10 protein-coding genes are annotated in these 19,217 nt (G+C 64.0%); 3 read left to right on the top strand and 7 right to left on the bottom strand.

Features of this window, described 5'->3' with window-relative positions:
- Both ACFQDI_RS18255 and ACFQDI_RS18250 read left to right on the top strand, forming a co-directional pair.
- On the top strand, positions 1-1,062 hold the full coding sequence (locus ACFQDI_RS18255; protein ID WP_377169456.1) for a PA0069 family radical SAM protein: 1,062 nt from the start codon (positions 1-3) through the stop codon (positions 1,060-1,062).
- Between the two features lie 130 nt (positions 1,063-1,192).
- Positions 1,193-4,138 (top strand): hybrid sensor histidine kinase/response regulator, encoded by a 2,946-nt coding sequence (locus ACFQDI_RS18250; protein WP_377169454.1) that lies wholly within the window; start codon positions 1,193-1,195, stop codon positions 4,136-4,138.
- Between the two features lie 4 nt (positions 4,139-4,142).
- Here ACFQDI_RS18250 and ACFQDI_RS18245 read toward each other — a convergent pair whose 3' ends face one another.
- From ACFQDI_RS18245 to ACFQDI_RS18225, 5 genes are all read right to left on the bottom strand, one after another.
- Positions 4,143-7,793 (bottom strand): FtsK/SpoIIIE domain-containing protein, encoded by a 3,651-nt coding sequence (locus tag ACFQDI_RS18245; RefSeq protein ID WP_377169452.1) that lies wholly within the window; start codon positions 7,791-7,793, stop codon positions 4,143-4,145.
- Positions 7,777-7,977: a hypothetical protein gene (locus tag ACFQDI_RS18240; protein ID WP_377169450.1), complete on the bottom strand. Its 201-nt coding sequence runs from the start codon at positions 7,975-7,977 to the stop codon at positions 7,777-7,779. Before ACFQDI_RS18240 ends, ACFQDI_RS18245 begins: the two co-directional genes overlap by 17 nt.
- Before the next feature lie 12 nt (positions 7,978-7,989).
- Positions 7,990-8,487: a hypothetical protein gene (locus tag ACFQDI_RS18235; protein WP_377169448.1), complete on the bottom strand. Its 498-nt coding sequence runs from the start codon at positions 8,485-8,487 to the stop codon at positions 7,990-7,992.
- Positions 8,488-8,526: 39 nt separating this feature from the next.
- Positions 8,527-8,799 carry a WXG100 family type VII secretion target gene (locus tag ACFQDI_RS18230; RefSeq protein WP_377169446.1) on the bottom strand — a complete coding sequence of 91 codons (273 nt, stop codon included), beginning with the start codon at positions 8,797-8,799 and terminating at the stop codon, positions 8,527-8,529.
- A gap of 318 nt (positions 8,800-9,117) precedes the next feature.
- Positions 9,118-11,766, bottom strand: a complete 2,649-nt coding sequence (locus tag ACFQDI_RS18225; RefSeq protein WP_377169444.1) for a PSD1 and planctomycete cytochrome C domain-containing protein — start codon at positions 11,764-11,766, stop codon at positions 9,118-9,120.
- 81 nt (positions 11,767-11,847) lie between these two features.
- Here ACFQDI_RS18225 and ACFQDI_RS18220 point away from each other — a divergent pair, with 81 nt between their 5' ends.
- Positions 11,848-12,453 carry a hypothetical protein gene (locus tag ACFQDI_RS18220; RefSeq protein WP_377169442.1) on the top strand — a complete coding sequence of 202 codons (606 nt, stop codon included), beginning with the start codon at positions 11,848-11,850 and terminating at the stop codon, positions 12,451-12,453.
- Between the two features lie 153 nt (positions 12,454-12,606).
- Here the strand turns inward: ACFQDI_RS18220 and ACFQDI_RS18215 are convergent, their stop codons facing one another.
- Both ACFQDI_RS18215 and ACFQDI_RS18210 read right to left on the bottom strand, forming a co-directional pair.
- Positions 12,607-13,980 carry an aspartate aminotransferase family protein gene (locus ACFQDI_RS18215; protein ID WP_377169440.1) on the bottom strand — a complete coding sequence of 458 codons (1,374 nt, stop codon included), beginning with the start codon at positions 13,978-13,980 and terminating at the stop codon, positions 12,607-12,609.
- Positions 13,981-14,123: 143 nt separating this feature from the next.
- Positions 14,124-19,121 (bottom strand): beta strand repeat-containing protein, encoded by a 4,998-nt coding sequence (locus tag ACFQDI_RS18210; RefSeq protein WP_377169438.1) that lies wholly within the window; start codon positions 19,119-19,121, stop codon positions 14,124-14,126.
- Positions 19,122-19,217: the final 96 nt, after the last annotated feature.

Here is a 19,217-nt window from a genome sequence, read left to right as displayed (position 1 = left end):
ATGCAGACGCCCGCACCTGGACCCGGCATTCATGGACGCGGCGCGGCGCTGAATCCGGACCAGCGTTTCGCGGAGCTGCATGTGGACTATGATCCGGGCGAGGCACCGGAGAAAGTCGCCACCAAGTTTCTGCGCGATCATTCCTCCAGCATCATCGCGCGGCACAGCAGCCCCGACCTGCCCTTTGAGGCCAGCCTGAACCCCTACCGCGGCTGCGAGCACGGCTGCGCCTACTGCTACGCACGGCCCACGCATGAGTACCTGGGCTTCTCCGCCGGGGTCGATTTCGAGTCCCGCATCATGGTCAAGGAGAACGCCCCTGCCCTGCTGCGCGCCGAGCTGCTGAAGCCCTCCTACAAACCGGTGACCCTCTCGCTCAGCGGCGTCACGGACTGCTACCAGCCTATCGAGAAAAAGCTGCGCATCACCCGCGGCTGCCTGGAGGTGCTGGCCGAGTGCCGCCACCCCGTGGTGCTCATCACCAAGAACCACCTCATCACGCGGGATGTGGACTTGCTGGCCGAGCTGGCGCAGCACAAGGCAACGGCGGTTTACATATCGATCACCACGCTCAAACCGGAGCTCGCACACAAGCTGGAGCCGCGCGCGTCAGCGCCGAAGATGCGGCTGGAGGCCATACGCACTCTGCACGAGGCCGGGGTGCCCGTGGGAGTGGCGACCGCGCCGATCATCCCCGGACTGAATGACTCGGAGATCCCCGCGCTCATCGAGGCCGCGCATGCAGCGGGGGCACAGTTTGCAGGCTACACCGTGGTGCGCCTGCCCTTTGCCGTGAAGGATGTCTTTCGCACCTGGCTGGAGCAGAACTTTCCCGGCATGAAGGACAAGATCCTCAGCCGCATCGAGGAGACGCAGGGCGGCACCCTGTCGCACGGCGAGTTTGGCAAACGGCTCAAAGGCGTGGGCGTGTGGTCGGAGCAAACGGCGGCGCTTTTCAAGGTCTCGCTCAGGCGCGCTGGCATGCTGCAACGAAGGCCGGAGGTGAGTGCGGAGGCGTTTCGCCGGCCGCGTGATCCGGGCGGGCAGATGGAGCTGTTTTGAGGATCGGCAAAGTGCTTCCGAACTTCAGTTCGTTCTGGATTCTGGAATAGGTCTCAGGCTTCCAGAATGAGCTAAAGCTCATGAGTACTTTATTTTGCCAATTTTGCCAAGGACGCTTAATAAGTAATCAATGCCTGACGTCGCCCAGCCAGCCCATGCACCGGCGGACAGAGCCACTGCGGCTGTCTGTGCGCCGAGTTTGTCGAGCATTGAAGAGCACTACAAGCTGCTGAGCTGCCTGCTGGATTACATTCCCGACCGCATTTACTTCAAGGACAGGCAGGGGGCGTTTGTGCTGGTGAGCCGCTCTGAGGCCGAGTATCTGGGGGCCGCTGATCCGGCAGAAGTGATCGGCAAGACGGACTTCGACTACTTTGAGCACTCGCTGGCGCAGGCGGCCATGGAGGATGAGCTGGAGCTGATGCGGCGGGGCAGATCCATCACCGGCAAGGAGGAGAAAAAGCGGCTGCTGGACGGACGCACCGGCTGGGCGCTGGTGACGAAGATCCCGCTGCGCGATGCGGATGGCGGCATCATCGGCACCTGCGGCATTTCGAAGGACATCACAGCGCTGAAGGAAACTGAGGAGGCTCTTTACAAGGCCAACGCTGCACTGGCATCGCAGAAGGCGCTGCTGGAGCAGTCCATGGCCGAACTGCAGCAGACGAAGCAGGAGCTGGTGCAGCAGCTGGCTATGCGCGAGCGTGTGGAAGACGAACTCGTACGGGCAAAACGCGAGGCGGAGGAGGCCAGCAGCGGGCTGGGCCCCTTCTTTCAGGTGGCGCTGGACATGCTCTGCATCGCGGGCATGGACGGGTACTTCAAGCGCATCAACCCCGCCTTTTACAACACGCTGGGCTACACGGTGAAGGAGATGCTCAGCAGGCCCTTCCTCCATTTTGTACACCCGGAGGACCGGCCCAAGACGGTGGACGCCATGGGCCAGCTGGAGGCCGGGCTGAATCTCGTCAATTTCGTCAACCGCTACCTGCACAAGGACGGCTGCTATCTCTGGATCGAGTGGACAGCCGCGCCGAATGCCGACAAGACGGCGATCTACGCGGCGGCGCGCAACATCACCCTGCGCATCCAGGCCGAGGACGACCTGCGCATGGCGCGCGCGGCAGCCGAGGCCGCCAACCAGGCCAAGAGCACCTTCCTGGCCAACATGAGCCACGAGATCCGCACCCCCATGAACGGCGTGCTGGGCATGACCGAGCTGCTGCTGAACACCCGCATGACCCCAGACCAGCGCGGGTACCTGAACCTCGTGCGGCAGTCTGCGGACTCGCTGATGACGGTGCTCAATGACATCCTGGATTTCTCCAAGATCGAAGCGGGCAAGATGGACCTGGAAAAGCATGAGTTTGACCTGCGCGACTCCATTGGCGACACCCTGCAGACACTGGCGATCCGCTCTGCGGAAAAGGAGATCGAGCTGGCCTACCTGGTGAAGCCCGACGTGCCGGACTGCCTGATCGGCGACATCGGCCGCCTGAGACAGATCATTTTAAATCTGGTAGGAAATGCCATCAAGTTCACCCCCCGGGGAGAGGTGGTGGTGGAGCTGCGCTTGGAGAGCCGGACGGAGACGCAGGTGACCCTGCATGTGAAGGTGTCTGACACGGGCATCGGCATCGCCAAGGAGAAGCAGGCCCATGTGTTTGAATCCTTCACGCAGGCGGAGAGCAGCACGACGCGCCGCTTTGGCGGCACGGGGCTGGGCCTCAGCATCTCCAGGCAGCTCGCAGAGCTGATGGAGGGACGCATGTGGCTGGAAAGCGAGCCTGGCAGGGGCAGCACCTTTCATTTCACGGCGCAGTTTGAGCTGGCCCCGCAAAAACCGCACGCCACACGACTGCTACCCGAAAAGCTGCGCGACCACCAGGTGCTAGTGGTGGATGACAACGCGACGAACCGCACGATCCTCGAAGAGATGCTCAGGAGCTGGGAGCTGCAGCCGGTGCTGGCCACCAGCGGAGCGGAGGCTCTGGACATCCTGGAAAAAGCGCAGGCGGATGGCAGGCCCGTGCCGCTGATGCTGCTGGACCTCATGATGCCGGAGATGGACGGCGCGGAGGTCTGCCGCCAGGCGAGGCAACGGCTCGGCGACACCGCACCGAAGATCCTGATCCTCTCCTCCGGCGGCAATCTGACCGCGCAGATCGGCGACAAAGACCTGGTGTATGAGCGCTGCTTGACCAAGCCTGTGAAGCACTCGGATCTGCTCGACACCATCAGCCGTGTGATGGGCTGCCTGGTGGCCGATGAGAAAACCGGCCTCGTGCATGACACGGCAGGACAGCAAAGCGCGGCGCCGATGAAGCTGCTGCTAGCCGAAGACGGGCGGGTGAACCAGATCATCGCCATCAAGATGCTGGAGGACCGCGGCCACCACGTCACACTGGCCGGCAACGGGCGCGAGGCTTTGGAGCTGCTGGCCAGCCAGACCTTTGACGCCATCCTCATGGACATCCAGATGCCCGAGATGAACGGGCTGGAGGCCACGCAGGCCATCCGCGAGAACGAAGCGCGCACCGGAGGTCACATCCCGATCATCGCGATGACGGCGAATGCCATGAAAGGCGACCGCGAGCAGTGCCTGGCCGCCGGCATGGACGACTACATCGCCAAGCCCATCCACTCCGCGCAGCTCTACCCGCTGCTGGAAAAATACGCCAGCCGCAGCCATGACGAAACAGCCGATCCCCTGCCCAGCAGCTGCGGTCGCGAGGCTCCGGTGTTTGACGCGGAGGCGTTTGCCGACAACATCGGCGACGGCCCGCTGATGCTGGAGCTGATCCGGCTGTTTTTCGAAGAGTCGCAGCCCATGCTCGGCAACGCCTGCCTGGCGCTGCATGAGCTGGACGCCGAGGCGCTGCACCACGCCGCGCATTCCCTCCAGGGTCTGGTGGGCAACTACGCCGCCACCCCGGCCTACAACGCCGTGTGCGCCCTCACCCAGTGCGCACGCAGGGGCAACCTCCTGCAGGCGGGCAGGCTGCTCGCGGAAGTGACGGAAGAGATCGCCAAGCTGCGGGAGGCGCTTCTGGCGTTTGAGAAGGAGATTGAGTGAGGGATCAGCCTGCCGCCAGCGCATTCAGCGCGTCCGCGATCCAGCCGCCGTCCGGCAGGGCGAAGGGGCGGAAGGTTTCGAGGCGTGACTCGTGTTCGCTGTAGAAGAGAGCGCGGTGGAGGCCGAGGGTACTGGCCTTGGGTGAGTCGATGAGGCTGGCGGAGTCGTTGGCACTCATCTGGAAGAGCACGCGCATGCCGAGCTCGCTGACGGCTTTGCGGCTGAGGGAGCGGTTGACGTTGTTGAGGGTGTCGAGGCTGGTGATGAGGTGGATGCCGAGCGGCGGGCCTTCGGAGATGATCTCGTTGAGCTGGTTGCCGGGCTTGGGCGTGTCGTCTCCGCCAAAGGAGAAGTCCTCCTCGTAGCGCAGCTTGCGGAACTTTTGCAGGCCATGGATGAAGAGGTAGATGGGCGGATCCCCTGCACTGCCTTCATCGCTGCGGCGCTTCATTTCGGCGTGGATCTCCGCGATAAATTCGGGAGCCTCATGCCCCTGCGAAATCTGCGCACGGCCCTGGGCGATGCTTTCGAGGAACACGCAGTCGGGGGTGCCGGCGAGCGCGCCGTGAATGAGGTAGAACTTCGGCTGAGCGGAGCGCGGATGCTGCGCGGCGAGCGCGAGCATGCCGAGGCCGATGATGGCGGCGACGGCTTCGTCGTTCTGGCCGACGAGCAGCAGGTGGCGGCCGCTCTGACGCGGGAACATGGCTTCGGTGGGGCCTTTGATGGCATTGGGCATGCCAAGCCAGCATTTGGGGTCCGCAGGCGCCTTGGCGGGTGGATTTTCCAAAGCGGCGGAGAGCAGGGCGTTGTCGCGCACGTCGGCGGGCATGTTGCCTTCGAAGATGATGGGGCGCTTGCGGCTGAAGCCACGCTCCTGGGAAATCTGGGTGACTTTGACGAGGCTGGCATCCCGCTCTTCGTCGGTGAGCCAGACAACCTGAAAGGGGCTGTTCCCTTCCACGGCACCGGCGGCGTCATTGTAGATGCCTTCACCAGGGCGCGAGAGCAGACGCGGCGCGGTGTTGCTGTCGTCCATGATGAGGGCGGCGTCGGCCTCGTTGCACTGAAGGGCGATTCGGATGACCATCTGCCCGAGCGTGGTGCGGGCCAGCGTGTAGGCACCGCCGAGCGTCTGGGAGCCAAGGAAGACGTGGATGCCGAAGGCGCGGCCCTGACGCACGATGCGGTCCAGCAGCAACGCAGCGCCTTGGGCGACGGCGTCATCTTCGGTGAAGTATTCCTGAAACTCATCAATGATGAGCATGGTGCGCGGCATGGGCTCGGTGCCTGGGACACGCTTGTACCCGGCGAGATCCTGCGCGCCGGCTTTGCGGAAGAGCTCGCCACGGCGGCGAAGTTCTTCATCGATGCGCTGGAGAACGCTGAGGGCGAATTCGCGGTCGCTCTCAATGGCGATGACCTTGGCGTGCGGCAGCTTGGCGTCGGCGTAGCATTTAAACTCCACGCCCTTCTTGAAATCGATGAGGTAGAACTCGACCTCGTCCGGGCTGCAGGTCAGCGCGAGATTGGTGATGATGATGTGCAGCAGCGTGGACTTGCCGGAACCCGTTTTACCTGCGAGCAAGGCGTGCTGGCGCGTGCCTTTGCCGATGGCAAGGTACTGCAGCTTGGTCGCACCGGTGCGGCCGATGGCGATGCGGAGTTCATTGGTGGTGCTTTCCGACCAGAGCTCCTTGGGAGTGACGACGCTGAAGGGCACCTGCACACGGTTGGAGTCGATGCTGGCCTGGCCGATCTGATGCGCGAGCTCTGCTGCGACGGCGTCTGGCGGCGGCGCATCCAGCTCCAGGGTGCGGATGCCATTGAAGCTGACAACACCCCGCTCCCGCACAATGCGCAGGCAGTTTTTGCGCAGGTCCTCAGGGCTGAGCCCCTCTGGCAGCGGCTGGCGGCGGTCCCAGTGGATGAGCACAAACACGCCGCAGCGCGCACCGCTCATGACGATGCTCTTGAGCCGCGCCATGGACGCCTCGCTGAAAGCGGCGGGCAGTCCGGCGATGACCAGGAAATGGTATTTCTCAGCCACGCTGCCGGCCTGCTCGTTGTACTCGGTGATGGTCGCGTACTCATTGCGCAGGTACATCTGGATGACCTTCTCCACGTGCTCATTGAGCTCGGCGAGGCGCTCTTCGATCTGGTCGCGCTGCGTCCAGATGCGGCGGTTGATGAGGGCGGGCTCGTAGTCTGCCAGATGCATGAGTCCGGCAAAGTTCTGCCCGAGGCCGACGGCGTCGATGATGGTGAAGTGCACCTTGCCCGGAGGTGCCTGGGAGAACAGACGGAATATGGCGTTGTTCATCACATCAGCCACCCATTTGCCGCCATCGTCATCGGTTTCGATGAGCAGGGAGCCCTCCTGCGGGAAGGCAAGGGCGAGCGGCAGGGAGATGCGCTCGTGGCTGCGCAGGTCAAAGGGCGTCTCCTTGGCGAAGAAGGCGGCCTGAGGGCTGAGATCGAGCGTGAGCTCCCCGAGGCGAACGGCGGAGGGAAAGGCCTCGTGCGGCTGATATGTGGCGCTCCAAGGCTGCAGCTGCGCGGTGGGGGCCTGCGTGACCTCATCCACGGTGGCGAGCAGCGGGGGGATTTTTTCGTTCCACTCGGCCTGCAGTTTGTACCAGCGCTGCTGGGCGGTGGCCTGCATGCTGTGCATGGTGGCCTCGTGCTGTTCGCAAATCTGCTGGCGCTCATGCAGCAGCGGGGCGCTGACCTGGGCGAGGGCGGCGGCCTTCTGCACCTCAAAGCGCTGCACATTGCGGACGAGCAGGCGCTCGTTGCGCGCGAGGCAGGCGGGGATCTGCGTGGCAAGCCTGCGCAGCATGGCCAGCCGATATTTTTCCGCCACTTCCTCCGTGCGGTTCCAGTCGGCGGTGACGAGGGCGTCCGTGTGTTCAAATTCGGCCTGGAGCTGGGCTGCGGCGGCGTCTTTGGCGGCATGGAGCTCCTGCAGGCAGGTTTCATAGTCCAGCACGGCGGCGCTGAGCTCCAGCAAGTCCACGCGGGGTTTGGAGAACATCTTGAACATGCCGGAGCTCTTGCCGGAGGCGAGCTGCTCTTCGAGGCCCTGCGCATGGCCCTCGATGTCGGCGATGCGGGCGGGGATGTCCGCCAGGGTGAGGCTGGTGTTGGGTGCGGGGGCGGTCTTGCGGCCGAGGCGTTCGCCGGTGGCTTTGAGCACCGCGAGCAGGCGCTCTTTCGCCGCGGTCAGGCGCACAAGCAGGGCGTCGGCGCTGTGCTCGAGCTGCTGGAGGCCGCGCTTGCGGATGGCGTCTGCATGCACACGGCGCATCTGCTGCCTGCCGAGCCAGCGCTCGCGCTCTTTCTGCACCATGGCCTGGAGATCGCGCTTGATGCGGTCTTCGTAGCGTTTGAAGGAAGTCCGGCGCACCGCATGGCGTGCGTGGATGGTTTTCACGTACTCGTCCCACTGGGCCGCCATTTCACTGACGGTGGCGGCGTGCTGCGCGTCAAAGGCCTCCAGCTGCTGGAGATGGGCCTGCTCTGAGGTGTAGCGTTTGGAGCGGGTCTCACGGGAGATCTGCTCGCTGCGCGTGGAGAAATCACCCACGGTTTCACGCAGCGAAGTGTGCAGGGAGGCAATGCGAGAGGAGCGAAGGTCAGGGGAGCTGTTCACAGTCTTTGCGGATCTTTCGGAGCAGGTTTTCGAGTTCGTTGATCATGGCGCCGGTCTTGGTGACGAGGCCGGGCAGCGGCTCCAGATACGTCTTTTCAAACTCCAGCGCCTTGGCATCGCGCCAGTGCACCTTGGTGGCATGCCAGTGCTCGGAAAGCTCGCGGGCGTTTTGGATGAGATTCATGAGGGCAGTCGGTCAGGAGTCGGAACTCGCTGGAGGGGCGGGAGTTTCGTTGTAGGCCTGAAGAATTTTCTGAATTTCGACGAGATAGGCCACGGCTTTGGCGAGATCTGTTTCAAGGTAGTCACGCAGGGAGTCCGTTTTGCGCGCCAGGGGATCGACGGTGCGGTCAAAGTCCCGGCCCCAGGCCTTGGTGCGCTCCGCCTTGGCCTGTGCCTCCTCGAGTGCGGCGCGGGCCTTGCGCACCGCCATCTGCTGAGCGGCGGGGTTGTCCACAAACTCGGACATGCGAGCGCTCATGAGCTCCTGCTGCGCCTGGTCGAGCTTCTTCTGCCGCATGCGGATCTGCTGCTGCCAGTAGGCCGGCTGCTCTGTCTGCACCCAGCCACGCGTCTTTTTCACAGAGTCCTGCACGGAGTCAAGCACCTGCTGAGTCTTGCTGATGAAGATGATGAGGGCAGCACGAAAGGCCTCGATGGAGTCGAGGTTGGAGATGCGCGCCTGGTCAGCCATGGGGCGGGTGTTCTTGGTTCCTGGGGCCTGGTTCCTGGATTAGCGCTGGCTGAGGTACTCCTCGATGCGCTGGGCCTTGCGGAGGAGGAAGGGGGTGTGCTGCTCGGACATCTCCATGAAGCGCTTGATGGCCTTCATGGTGGTGTTGAACTCGGCGGCGAATTTTTCGTGCTCGGCGTCCTGCCAGGTCTCGCCCAAGGCGGTGAAGCGGCTCTGCAGGGAGGCGGAGCGCTGCTGCATTTCTGTGTTGAAGCGCTTCAGCTCCTGCGCAAAGCGCCGGACCTCCTCGGGGTTCATGATTGCCTGAGCCATGCGTCAATCATGTAGAAGGAATGCAGATTGACGAATGGTTTTGCGACGAATTTGGCTGGCTGCACACTCCCACGATACGCTGTGCCGGCATCTCCTGGCCTGCATGCGGAAGTTCGCCTCCGTTCCTGAGCACGTTGGGAAATCGGAGGCCGGTCAACCTTGCGTGACATCCCCCTTCCCCCACGGCGCGGGAATCACAGAGCCGTTGAGGGCGCCTATGTTTTATAGGTCTTGGGCTTACCTCGTTTCGACTCAGACGCGAGATGAACCACGCTGAAAACACGGCGCGTGTTCTCGCGTGGGGAGGCACCGCGCCGTCTAGTCCACATACAGCAGCGCATTGGAGCTGAGGAGGGCGTGGCAGAGGGCGGTGAGGCCGAGGAAGGCGGGGTCTCCGGGGGTCTTGGACGGTGCGCCCAGCTGGACCTCGAGCGGCGTCGGGTTCGCCTTGTAGAACTCCGTCTGCGCCTGCACAAACTCGACGCTCTGCTGCACATCGGACTCCGAGGGCGACCTGCCGCTGACGAGCCTGAAGGCGTAACGCACCTGATCGGCGGTGTCTTTGCCGCCTTCGCTCTGCACGCGCTGGGCGAACTGCTGGGCATGCACGCGCATGGTGGTGCTGTTCATGAGCAGGAGGCTCTGCGGGCTTACGGTGGTGACGGTGCGGGCATCGCAGCTGGGCTCCATGATGGGGGCGTCAAAGGTGGCAAACATCTCCAGCGGGCGGGAGCGCCGGGCCTGCACGTAGATGCTGCGACGGAATTCATCACCATTGAGCGGGATGACTTTGCCGGAGGGACGGCCTGCGGTGTCCGTGGTGTCGATGCCGATGACCACCTGCCCCTCTTCATTGAACATGACGGGCACGGGAGCGCCGCCCACCTGGGGATTGAGCTTGCCGCTGACGGCGAGCAGGCTGTCGCGCAGGATCTCGGCCTCCAGACGGCGGACGCTCATGCGACTGAGGTAGGAATTGTCGGGGTCGATGCGGTCGCGCGTGGCATCCCTGGTGGAGGCCTGGCGGTAGGTGCGGGAGGTCATGATCTGGCGGTGCAGCTGTTTCAGACTCCAGCCACGTGCCATGAAGTCGGTGGCCAGCCAGTCGAGCAGCTCGGGGTGCGTGGGCTTGGTGCCGAGCTGGCCAAAGTCCCCGGCACTGGTCACGATGCCTTTGCCAAAGTGGTGCATCCACACGCGGTTCACCATGACGCGGGCCACGAGGGGGTGCTTGCCGTCGGTGAGTTCATTGGCGAGGGCGAGACGGCGGCCGGTGGTGGGCAGCGCGGCGTTTTTCTCGGGGATCTCGATCTTGCGGAAGGCGGCGAGCACGGTGAGGTCGCTGGGCTTCACCTGCTCCTTGGGCTGGTCAAACTGGCCGCGGTTGAAGATGTAGGTGGCGGGCACGGCCTCAGGCTTCTTGGGCAGCTCGGTGAAGGCATGGAGAAACTCCTGCTTCGGCTTGGTGGCGCGCACGTCGGCGGCTTCTGCGGCCATCTTCTTCAGTGTATCCGCGTGCTTGGTCTTGTAGGTGGTGTCGTAGAGGTAGAGGGAGCCGGAGCTGAGCTGGTTCACGCGAGGCCAGGCTTTGAGGAGCTTGGTCTGATCTGCGGTGCGTTTCTTGACCTCGGTGCGGTAGGCGGTGCGCAGGGCGGCGCGGTCGGCCTCGGGGGCTTTGAGGAGTTCCTTTTCCAGCACTTCGGTGATGAATTCCTCGGCCTTGGCCGTGCGTGCGGCGTCGAGCTTCTTGGCCTCGATTTCGATCTTGGCGGATTCGGCGATTTCCTTTTCCGTCAGCAGCGAGACGAGGCGGCTGCCGGGGCCGCGCCAGGCCTTGGTGTCAAAACCGGGCTCAAACACAGCGCGCAGGCGGTAGTAGTCCGCCTGAGAGATGGGATCGTAGCGGTGATCATGGCACTGCGCGCAGCCGATGGTCAGACCATAGAGCGAGGTGCCCACCATTTTGAGCGTGTCGGCGATGTTGGCATTCTGTGTGGCGGCGTCGTTTTTCTCTCCGGTGCCGTTGGGAGACATGCGCAGGAAGCCGGTGGCGGCGAGTTTTTCGATGGCGTCCGGCGAGAGGTCCTTGTACGGCTGCGGCACCATTTCATCTCCGGCGAGCTGCTCGCGCACGAACTGATCGAAGGGCTTGTCCTTGTTGAAGGCATTGATGACGTAGTCGCGGTACTTCCAGGCCCAGGGGCGCTCCAGATCGCGCTCGCCAAAGCCCTCGCTGTCGGCATAGCCAGCGGCATCCAGCCAGTGACGGCCCCAGCGCTCGCCATAGTGCGGGGAGGCCAGCAGGCGGTCCACCAGATGCTCGATGCTGAGCTGCGGATTTTTGATGTAAGCGGCGACGAATTCATCCACCTCCGCAGGTGTGGGTGGCAGGCCGATGAGGTCAAAGCTGGCACGGCGGATGAAGGTGACGGGATCGGCCTCAGGTGAAAAGGACAGCCCTTTTTCTTCAAGCTTGGCGGCGATGAAGGCATCAATGCTGGTGGCGCCTTTTTTCTCCACCGGGGGCTTCACGGCGTGAATGGGCTGCAGCGACCACCAGGCGCGCTCTTCATCGGTGAAGGCGTGCTCCGGGCCGAGCTTTTCGGGCTCGGGGCGGGCGGTTTTGGCCCCTTGGGCCACCCAGGCTTCGAGGGTGGCGATGTCCTTGTCTGCGAGCTTGGTTTTGCCCTTGGGCATCTCGCCTTTTTTGACGAGGTCGATGAGGTGGCTCTCGGCCACTTTGCCGGGGACGATCACGGGGCCGTCCTTGCCGCCTTTGAGGATGAAGCGCGCCAGGCGCACATCCAGCCCGCCCTTCATTTCGCCGTCTTCACCGTGGCAGTGGAAGCAGTGCGTTTTGAGAATGGGGCGCACGTCTTTTTCAAACATCACGGGCGCGGCCACCGCCCAGGCGGGCGAGGCAGTCAACAGCACGAGGGCGAGGCGTGAATGGAGGCGGCGTGTCATGTGGTGAAATTACGGGGTGGCGGGCTTGGCTCTTGCATCCCGGTCTCAAAGCTGATGTCATGGGCAAAGACAGCTTTTTCCATGCCAGCCGAGTCCATCCTTGCGCACCCGAAGCCGACCTACTGGCTGAGCTACCTGCTGGTCATGCCGGTGGCGGGTTTCATCTTCAATGCGATGATCCTCCTCGGCCTTGGCGGCCTGCTGGGCTTCAAGCCCACCGGCGCTCAACTGCTCGGCGGCTGGGCCATCACGACGGCGCTCCTCACCTTTTTTGCGCTGAACATCGACCGGCGGAAGCCGCACTTTGAGCTCACAGACTCCACACTGCGCATCGGGCGAGGGGCGTATGCGACAGTGATCCCGCTGGAGGAGATTGAATCCGCAGTGTTTGGCCTGCCAGCCCACACGCCCTGGTGGTTCCGCATCATGCGGTTTGCACCGCAGAGCCGTGGCACGCATGGGTTCATTTCCATGACGCGGGCGAACACCTTGTTCCTCCGCTTTGGCAGCGGGCGCTACGTGCCGCTGTGCCTTTACTACACCTGGATGCAAAATGGACGTGAGTTGATGGAAGCGCTGCGGGAGCGGCTGAGAGAGAAACTCGTGGGCGCTGAAAGCTACACGCCAGCGGAGATGAAGGCGCTGGGGCTGGCGAAGTTTAACCGCGTGGGTGTGGTGCGGGGGTGACGTGTTGGCTGGCGGTCTTAGTAGCATCGGGTGCGAATGGACATTCGCCCGAAATGGACATTCGCCCGAAAGAGATGAGGGCATCGGCGTTCCCAGCAAAAAGCTGCGCCCGGCATGACCCGTGGCGCAGCTCGCAGCGATGACTTCCCTTCCCTACTTCCCGGCGACAGCGTCATCCACGGCGCTGTCGAGGACGTCGCAGGCTTCGATGAGGGCTTCTTCGGTGACGGTGAGGGGGGGGCAGATCTTGACGGTCTGGCCCCAGGCGCCGACGGGGGCGAAGAGGAGCAGGCCGCGCTGGTAGCAGAGCTCGATGATGCGGTGGGCGAGATCGTGGTTCGGCTCCTTTTTGCCGGGAAGAACAATCTGCAATCCGGCGACGAGGCCTGCGCAGGTGACGTTTCCAACGACGTGCGGGTGGCGGTTCTGGATGGCCTTGCAGCGCTCGTGCAAGATGGGACCGAGGCGGGCGGCGTTGCCGGTGAGGTCTTCGTCGAGCAACTTCTTGATGTTGGCCACTGCGGCGGCGCAGCAGACGGGATTGCCTGTGTGCGTGCTGGTCATGCTGCCAGGGGGGAACTGATCCATGATCTCCACGCGACCGATGACGGCGCTGAGAGGCATGCCGCTGCTGATGCCTTTGCCGCAGCAGATGATGTCTGGTGTGACGCCGTAGTGCTCGAAGGCCCAGAATTTGCCGGTGCGGCCAAAGCCGGCCTGCACTTCGTCAAAGGTGAGGACGACCTTGTGTTCATCGCACCAGGCGCGGAGTTTCTGAATATACTCCACGGGGGCAAAGTCGGGGCCGACGCCCTGATAGCTCTCGATGATGACGCCGGCGATGTTGGCTCCGGTGAGGCCTTTGTCGGCGATGGTTTTGAGGAAGGTGTCAAAGCTGGTGTCTTCGGTCCAGTAGCCGTCCGGGAAGGGCGCATTGAGAATGGCGGGATCTTCATTGACGATCCAGGCCTTCTGCCCGGCCATGCCGCCGGCCTGCTGGCTGGCGAGGGTGCGGCCGTGGAAGCCACGGGTGAAGCCGATGATGCCAATCTTCTCTTTTCCGCCAACCTTGATACCGTGGCTGCGGCTGAGCTTGATGGCGCACTCGGTGGCTTCACTGCCGGTGCTGAGGAGGAAGACTTTTTTCAAGCCTTCCGGGGAAACGGAGGCGATGAGTTCGGCGGCTTCGGCGCGCTCCTCGCTGGGGAAGACGTAGTTGTGGATGAGGCCGCTGTTGATCTGGTCGACCATGGCCTTGCAGATTTCCGGAGCGGCGTGGCCGGCATTGGTCACGAGCACACCGCTGCTCCAGTCGAGCCACTTGTTGCCGTACTTGTCGAAGATGTGGATGTCCAGGGCCTTGTCCCACACGATGGGGGGCATGCCGCGCATGGACTGGGGCTCAAAGTGACGCAGTTTTTCCAAAGTGGGCACAGAGTCCGGATGCGGCAATGGCGTGCAGATGCGGCGGTGCTTGGTTTCGACGTAAGGGACGGTCTGTGGTGTGATGCTGAATTCTTTGCCCATGGGACGATACTGCACGCGACTTTATTTGCGTGCTACTCGCTTTGCAGCAGGTCGCGGTATTTTTGTGCGCATACGAATTATCTGGCCGTCAATATAAATGTGCCGGCGGATGAAAAAGGCGGCAGCACAGCGGCTTTCAGCCCTCACTTCCGCCTGCGCCGCAGCACCATGCCCAGCGCTGCGCAGAGCAGCAGCAGGCCGCGTGTGGGCTCGGGCACGGCCACGACGACGAGCGTCAGAGCGCCGGCGTCGAGCATGCTGCTGATCTGCCAGAGGCCCGTGCCGGTGATGTCGGGGAGGTCGAGGTTGCCTTCATTGCCGTCGGCGTTGGCTCCGGTGCGGAGGTTGGTGCCGGTGCTGAAGCCGTTGAGGCTCACGACGCCGCTCCAGTCCAGCAGGGTGAAGGTGTCGCCAACGGCGGCAGTGTAGCCGGTGCCGTCCACCATGAGGTTGCTCAAGCTGCTGAGCGTGAGCGTGCCGGTGATGCTGATCCGGTCGGCGGCGAGGTCTGTCCCGGCGCTGGAGCCGGTGATCTGCAGCTCGGCCACGGCGCTGCTGGCGGCCGGAGTGAAGGCCAGGCTGTGGGTGTACAGTGTGCCCGTGGCCGCGCCGCCGCTGTCGCCGGGTCTGATGACGCCGGAGACCACGGTGGTGCTGCCAGTGATGCTGCCCGTGCCCGCCAGCACGGCGGTGGCTCCGTTGACGGTGAGCGCGCCTGAGCCGCTCTGGCCAAAGCCGCTGACTCCGACCTGCAGGGTGCCCGCGCTCACGGTGGTGGTGCCGGTGTAGGTGTTGCTGCCGGTCAGGGTGGCGGTGCCTGCGCCCACCTTGGTCAGAGCCCCGCTGCCGGAGACGACGGCATTGATGGTCAGATCTCCGCTGCCACCCACGCTGGAGTCAGAGGCCAGGTTCACGCTGGTGAGATTGGCCGTGGCGCTGCCGGTGCCGCCGCTGAGGCTGACAGCTGGCGCGCCGGAATAACCGCCGCCACTGGCTTCCAGCGTGACGCCGTTGAGCACAAAGGCTCCGTCGTTTCCCACCGCCGTGGCAGCCGCCCCGGTGCCGCCGGCAATGGTGACCGCAGGCGTGGAGGTGAAGCCGGTGCCCGGATTCACAATGGTAAGACCTACCACGGTGTAGTTGGAGTTGTTGCCCGCCACCGTGGGGTCCTTCCCGAGCACCAGCACCGTGCCACCGGTGAATTTGGCGGTCGGTGTTCCGGTGAAATTGCTGCCCGCACTCGTGACCGTGATGCTCACCACCTTGCCGTTGGCGTCCAGATTTGCGACCCCTGTGGCCCCGTTGGAAAGGGTGACCGTGGGAGCCACCGAGTAGGTCGTGGTATTGGATGTGACGGTGTATGAGGCGCTGGTCACCCCCACCGAAGCGATGACAACCGCCCCCGTGCCACCCGTTACGGTGACTGTGGGTGCCAGTCCGTAGCCGGAGCCGCCGCTGGTCAGCGTGAGGCTGCCGGTGCCGAGCCCGAGCTGGGCCGTGGCGCTGGCGGAGGAGCCACCGGATGAGGGATCGACCGCCACAGCGGCCGCAGCCGACCAGCCGGCGGTGCTCACGCCGGTGAAGCTCAGCGAGGCCACACCGCTGCCGATGCTGGCCGCCGTGCCACTATTATTCACCAGGGCACCGTCGCCGCCCACGCCCGTGCCATTCAGCGTGATGACCTCCTGCACCTCCGTCTGACCGTTGAGGTCCAGCGTTGCACCGGCATTTACCGTGGTGCCGCCTGCGCCCGCCGCCAGGGAGGCTCCGCCGCCGCCCAGCGCCCTGGTATTTCCCAGCATGAGGGTCCCCTGGTTCACGGTGGTGGCTCCGGTGTAGGTGCCCGCCCCGGCCAGCACAAAGGTGCCCGCGCCGTCCTTGATGAAGCCCACGTTGTTGTTTGCGCCGGTGTTGTTGGGAGCTCCCGTGCCGCTCCCTGAGCCGAGGCTGCCGCCGTAGGTCTGCGTGCCGGAGGAGACGCTCACTTCCAGCAGGCTGGTGGAGGTGAGGCTGCCGCCGATGACGGCATTGGCCGTGCCGGTGCCTGCGGTGATGAGTCCGGCGAGGCTCTGGGAGAAGCCGCTGAGCTGCAGCACACCGGAGGTGGTGCCGGTGCCGAGCGTGACCGTGGTGCCGGTGGGCAGGCGGTCATTGCCCAGGTCGATGCGCAGCGTGCCATTTTCCACGAGGGTGCTGCCTGCGTAGGTGTTGTCTCGCGAGGTCAGGGTCAGCACGCCGTTGCCGGTTTTGTCGAGCCCGCCGGGGCCGGTCACACTCCCGGTGATGATCATCTGGGAGAGGCTGCCGATGGCGGTGCCGTTTTCCACCTGAATGCGTGAGGTGCTCTGCAGCGCCACCTCGTTGATGATGGTGGTCTTGGGGTCCACAAAGGCGGAGCCCGGCGTCTGGTCGGTGAGACGGATGGCTCCGTTACCGCCAAAGCCGTTGCCGTTGATGATGAGGCGGCCGTTGGCGGCATTGGCCCCGAAGGTGTCTGTGGCGTCGTCATTCACCTCATAGGTGCCACCGCTGTTCACGGTGATGCTGGGCACGCTGGTAAACTGCTGGCTGTTCATGCGCAGCACGCCGTTGTTGATCACGATGTCTCCGCTGAAGGTGCTGACGCTGGTGCCCACCGCGATGCCGCCGGTGCCTGAGAGGGTCAGCGTGCCGGTGCCGGTCAGCCCATTCCCCTGCACTGCCTGCACTACGGAGAAATTAAAGGTGGCCCCCGCAGAGCCGATGGTGATGACGTGACCGGGAGCGAGAGCGTCATTGCCGATCGTGCCCAACGTGCCGCTGGCCAGGATGAGCGTGGCGCCATTCAGCGTCAGCCCCGTGGTGCCGGTGCCGAGGTTTGCACTGGCGGTGACGGAAAGGGAGCCGCCATTGACGATGGTATTCCCGGTGTAGGTGTTGGTGGCGGTGAGCACGAGCGCGCCATCGCCGGATTTGACGAGGTTGGTGCCGCTGATGACGGCATGAATGCTGAGTGTGGAAGCGCTCTGCTGGTGGATGATGAGCTCCCCTGTGGAGGTGGCGAGCACGCCGCGCCTGCTCGTGGCACCGATGCTGGTGGCCCCAGCCGTGGAGGACACGAGGAGGCCGCCGCTCTCCAGCGTCAGCGTGTCTGCGGCTGCGGCAAAGGCGATGGCCGAGGTGCCGGTGAGGCGCAGCGTGTTGGTGGTGGCCCCTCCGGCCCCCAGGGTGGTGGTGGTGGCGCTCAGGCTGGTGTGCTGGCCGCTGCCAAAGCCGGTGGTGTAGCTCCCCGCCGAGAGGGCGGAGACGTTGCCAAAGCCGTCATTCACCGCCCAGTCATTGAGCTGGTAGGTGGCGTATGCGCCGAGAATGTTCATGGCACTGTTGCCAGTGCTCACGCTGGTGTTGTTGGCTGTGGCGGTGGTGATGCCCGCGACTCCGGAGCCGATGCCGACCGGATTGAAATTCACGGTGGCACCGGTGTTGCGGGTGATGCCGTTGAGCACCAGCGTGATGTTCTGACTGCTCCCGCTCGTCACGGTGATGCGGGCTGCACCACCGAGCACGCCGGAGCTGTTTCCCAGCGTGAGTCCGGCCACGGTTTCGGATGACCCCGAGTCGCTGCTGCCTGTGAGACTGAGAGAGCCGCCATTGAGGATGAGCGCAGAGGAGGCGCTGAGCTTGGCGGCATTGTTCAGGCTGTAGTCCAGCAGCAAGGTGCCGCCGCTGACGGTGGTCGCGCCCATGTAGGTGTTGCTTCCGCGAAAGGCCACCGTGCCGCCGCCGACGAGGGTCACGGTGTCCCCGCTTCCCGTGGCTCCAACGGCCTGCAGCAGCCCGCCGGTAAACTCCACGGTGCCGCCGCTCACGGAGCTCAGGGTTATGCCCTTGGCCGCGCCGCTGTCTGTGCCCAAAATGACATTGCCTGCGTAGGTCACCGTGCCGGAGGCATTGAGCCCGCCCACCATCATCACGCCAGTGTTGCCGGACTGCAGGCGGATGTTTCGCCCGATGGTGACGCCTGCGGTGTCGATGAGCAAACGGGCCAGGCCTGAGCCGCTGGTATTTCCCACCAGTACGTCCGAGGTGGCATTTCCCAGCGCACCGGCACTGCCGCTGGGCGCATTGGCAGAGACAATGAGGCGGCCGGCCGCGATGGTGGTGGTGCCCACGTAGTCGCTCGCCGAGCCGGACATCACCAGCGTGTGCGACGCGCCCGACACCACGAGGAAGGACAAGCTGTCTGTGCCGGAGAGCTTGCCCGAGAACACATAGTACCCTGCAGAGGTGACGGTGATTCCCGCCGCTGTCTCCAGGATGGTGCCGCCGCCCGAGATCGCACCCATCGTTTCAGGATTGGCGCCAAAGTCAAAGGTGGCGCCGCTGGCCACGTTCAGCGTGGTCGAATTTCCAAACAAGTCCCCGGCGCTGCCGCTGAAGCGCACTGTGCCCGTGCCGCTGACGTTGATCGTGGTGTTCGTCATCCCGCCCATGTCGGCGATGTTGATGAACTTGCCGACCGTGGAGTTGTTGATCAGGTTGATCACCACGCCGGTGTTGGTGCCGGCGTTGGAGTAGGCCGGGCCGTCGCCCAGGGTCAGGGTGCCGGTGCCGCTGTTGATGAAGGTCTGCTTGGTGCCGTTGGCAAAAGTCTGCGCGCCGGTGCTGAAGGTCAGCGTGCCGGAGCCGGCATTGGTCACGGTCGTTTCCCCATCCCAGATCACGGGCGCTGTGATGGTGGCGCTGCCAGGGCCCGTAAGCGTGATGACGGATAGCATGGCGTGGTCTGAGCTGGCATTTGTGAAGTCCAGCGCATTGGTGGTGGGAGAGCCCGCAAGGGTGATGGTACCTGCGGTGTTATTAAAGAGGAGCTGGTTCAGCGTGAAGTTGCTGATGTTGTTCGTGCTCGTGTAGCTGGTGGAGCCGCCGAAGACGAGGGAGGTGGCGGTGTCACTGGCAGGCACGGTGGCGCCAGACCATTTGGCGGTGTCATTCCAGCTGCCCGTACCGCCGGACCAGACGGACTGGGCGGGGGCCTGCTGGGCCAGCAAAAGGGCCACGCTGCACAGCGCAGCACGAGGGGACAGCAAAGAAGACGCACTGCGGCGGAACGGGACCGCCAGGCGGCGTGCGACGGCCGCTTGAGCAAAAAGAGGGGGCATGGGGGTCCGGCCTCATAAGCAGATCCATCACCGCCAGACCAACACTTCACGGTGAAGATAACGTTTCATAAACCAATGATTTTGAATGAATTGGAA

The sequence above is a fragment of the Prosthecobacter fluviatilis genome (assembly GCF_042655725.1).
Classification (GTDB): domain Bacteria; phylum Verrucomicrobiota; class Verrucomicrobiia; order Verrucomicrobiales; family Verrucomicrobiaceae; genus Prosthecobacter; species Prosthecobacter fluviatilis.
Note: the sequence above shows the minus strand (reverse complement) of the source record. Positions and strands in the feature narration are given on the sequence as shown.

Coding starts and splice junctions, on each gene's coding strand:
- ACFQDI_RS18255 (WP_377169456.1), top strand. CDS start 1: ATGCAGACGCCCGCACCTGGACCCGGCATTCATGGACGCGGCGCGGCG.
- ACFQDI_RS18250 (WP_377169454.1), top strand. CDS start 1,193: ATGCCTGACGTCGCCCAGCCAGCCCATGCACCGGCGGACAGAGCCACT.
- ACFQDI_RS18240 (WP_377169450.1), bottom strand. CDS start 7,977: ATGAATCTCATCCAAAACGCCCGCGAGCTTTCCGAGCACTGGCATGCC.
- ACFQDI_RS18235 (WP_377169448.1), bottom strand. CDS start 8,487: ATGGCTGACCAGGCGCGCATCTCCAACCTCGACTCCATCGAGGCCTTT.
- ACFQDI_RS18230 (WP_377169446.1), bottom strand. CDS start 8,799: ATGGCTCAGGCAATCATGAACCCCGAGGAGGTCCGGCGCTTTGCGCAG.
- ACFQDI_RS18225 (WP_377169444.1), bottom strand. CDS start 11,766: ATGACACGCCGCCTCCATTCACGCCTCGCCCTCGTGCTGTTGACTGCC.
- ACFQDI_RS18220 (WP_377169442.1), top strand. CDS start 11,848: ATGCCAGCCGAGTCCATCCTTGCGCACCCGAAGCCGACCTACTGGCTG.
- ACFQDI_RS18215 (WP_377169440.1), bottom strand. CDS start 13,980: ATGGGCAAAGAATTCAGCATCACACCACAGACCGTCCCTTACGTCGAA.
- ACFQDI_RS18210 (WP_377169438.1), bottom strand. CDS start 19,121: ATGCCCCCTCTTTTTGCTCAAGCGGCCGTCGCACGCCGCCTGGCGGTC.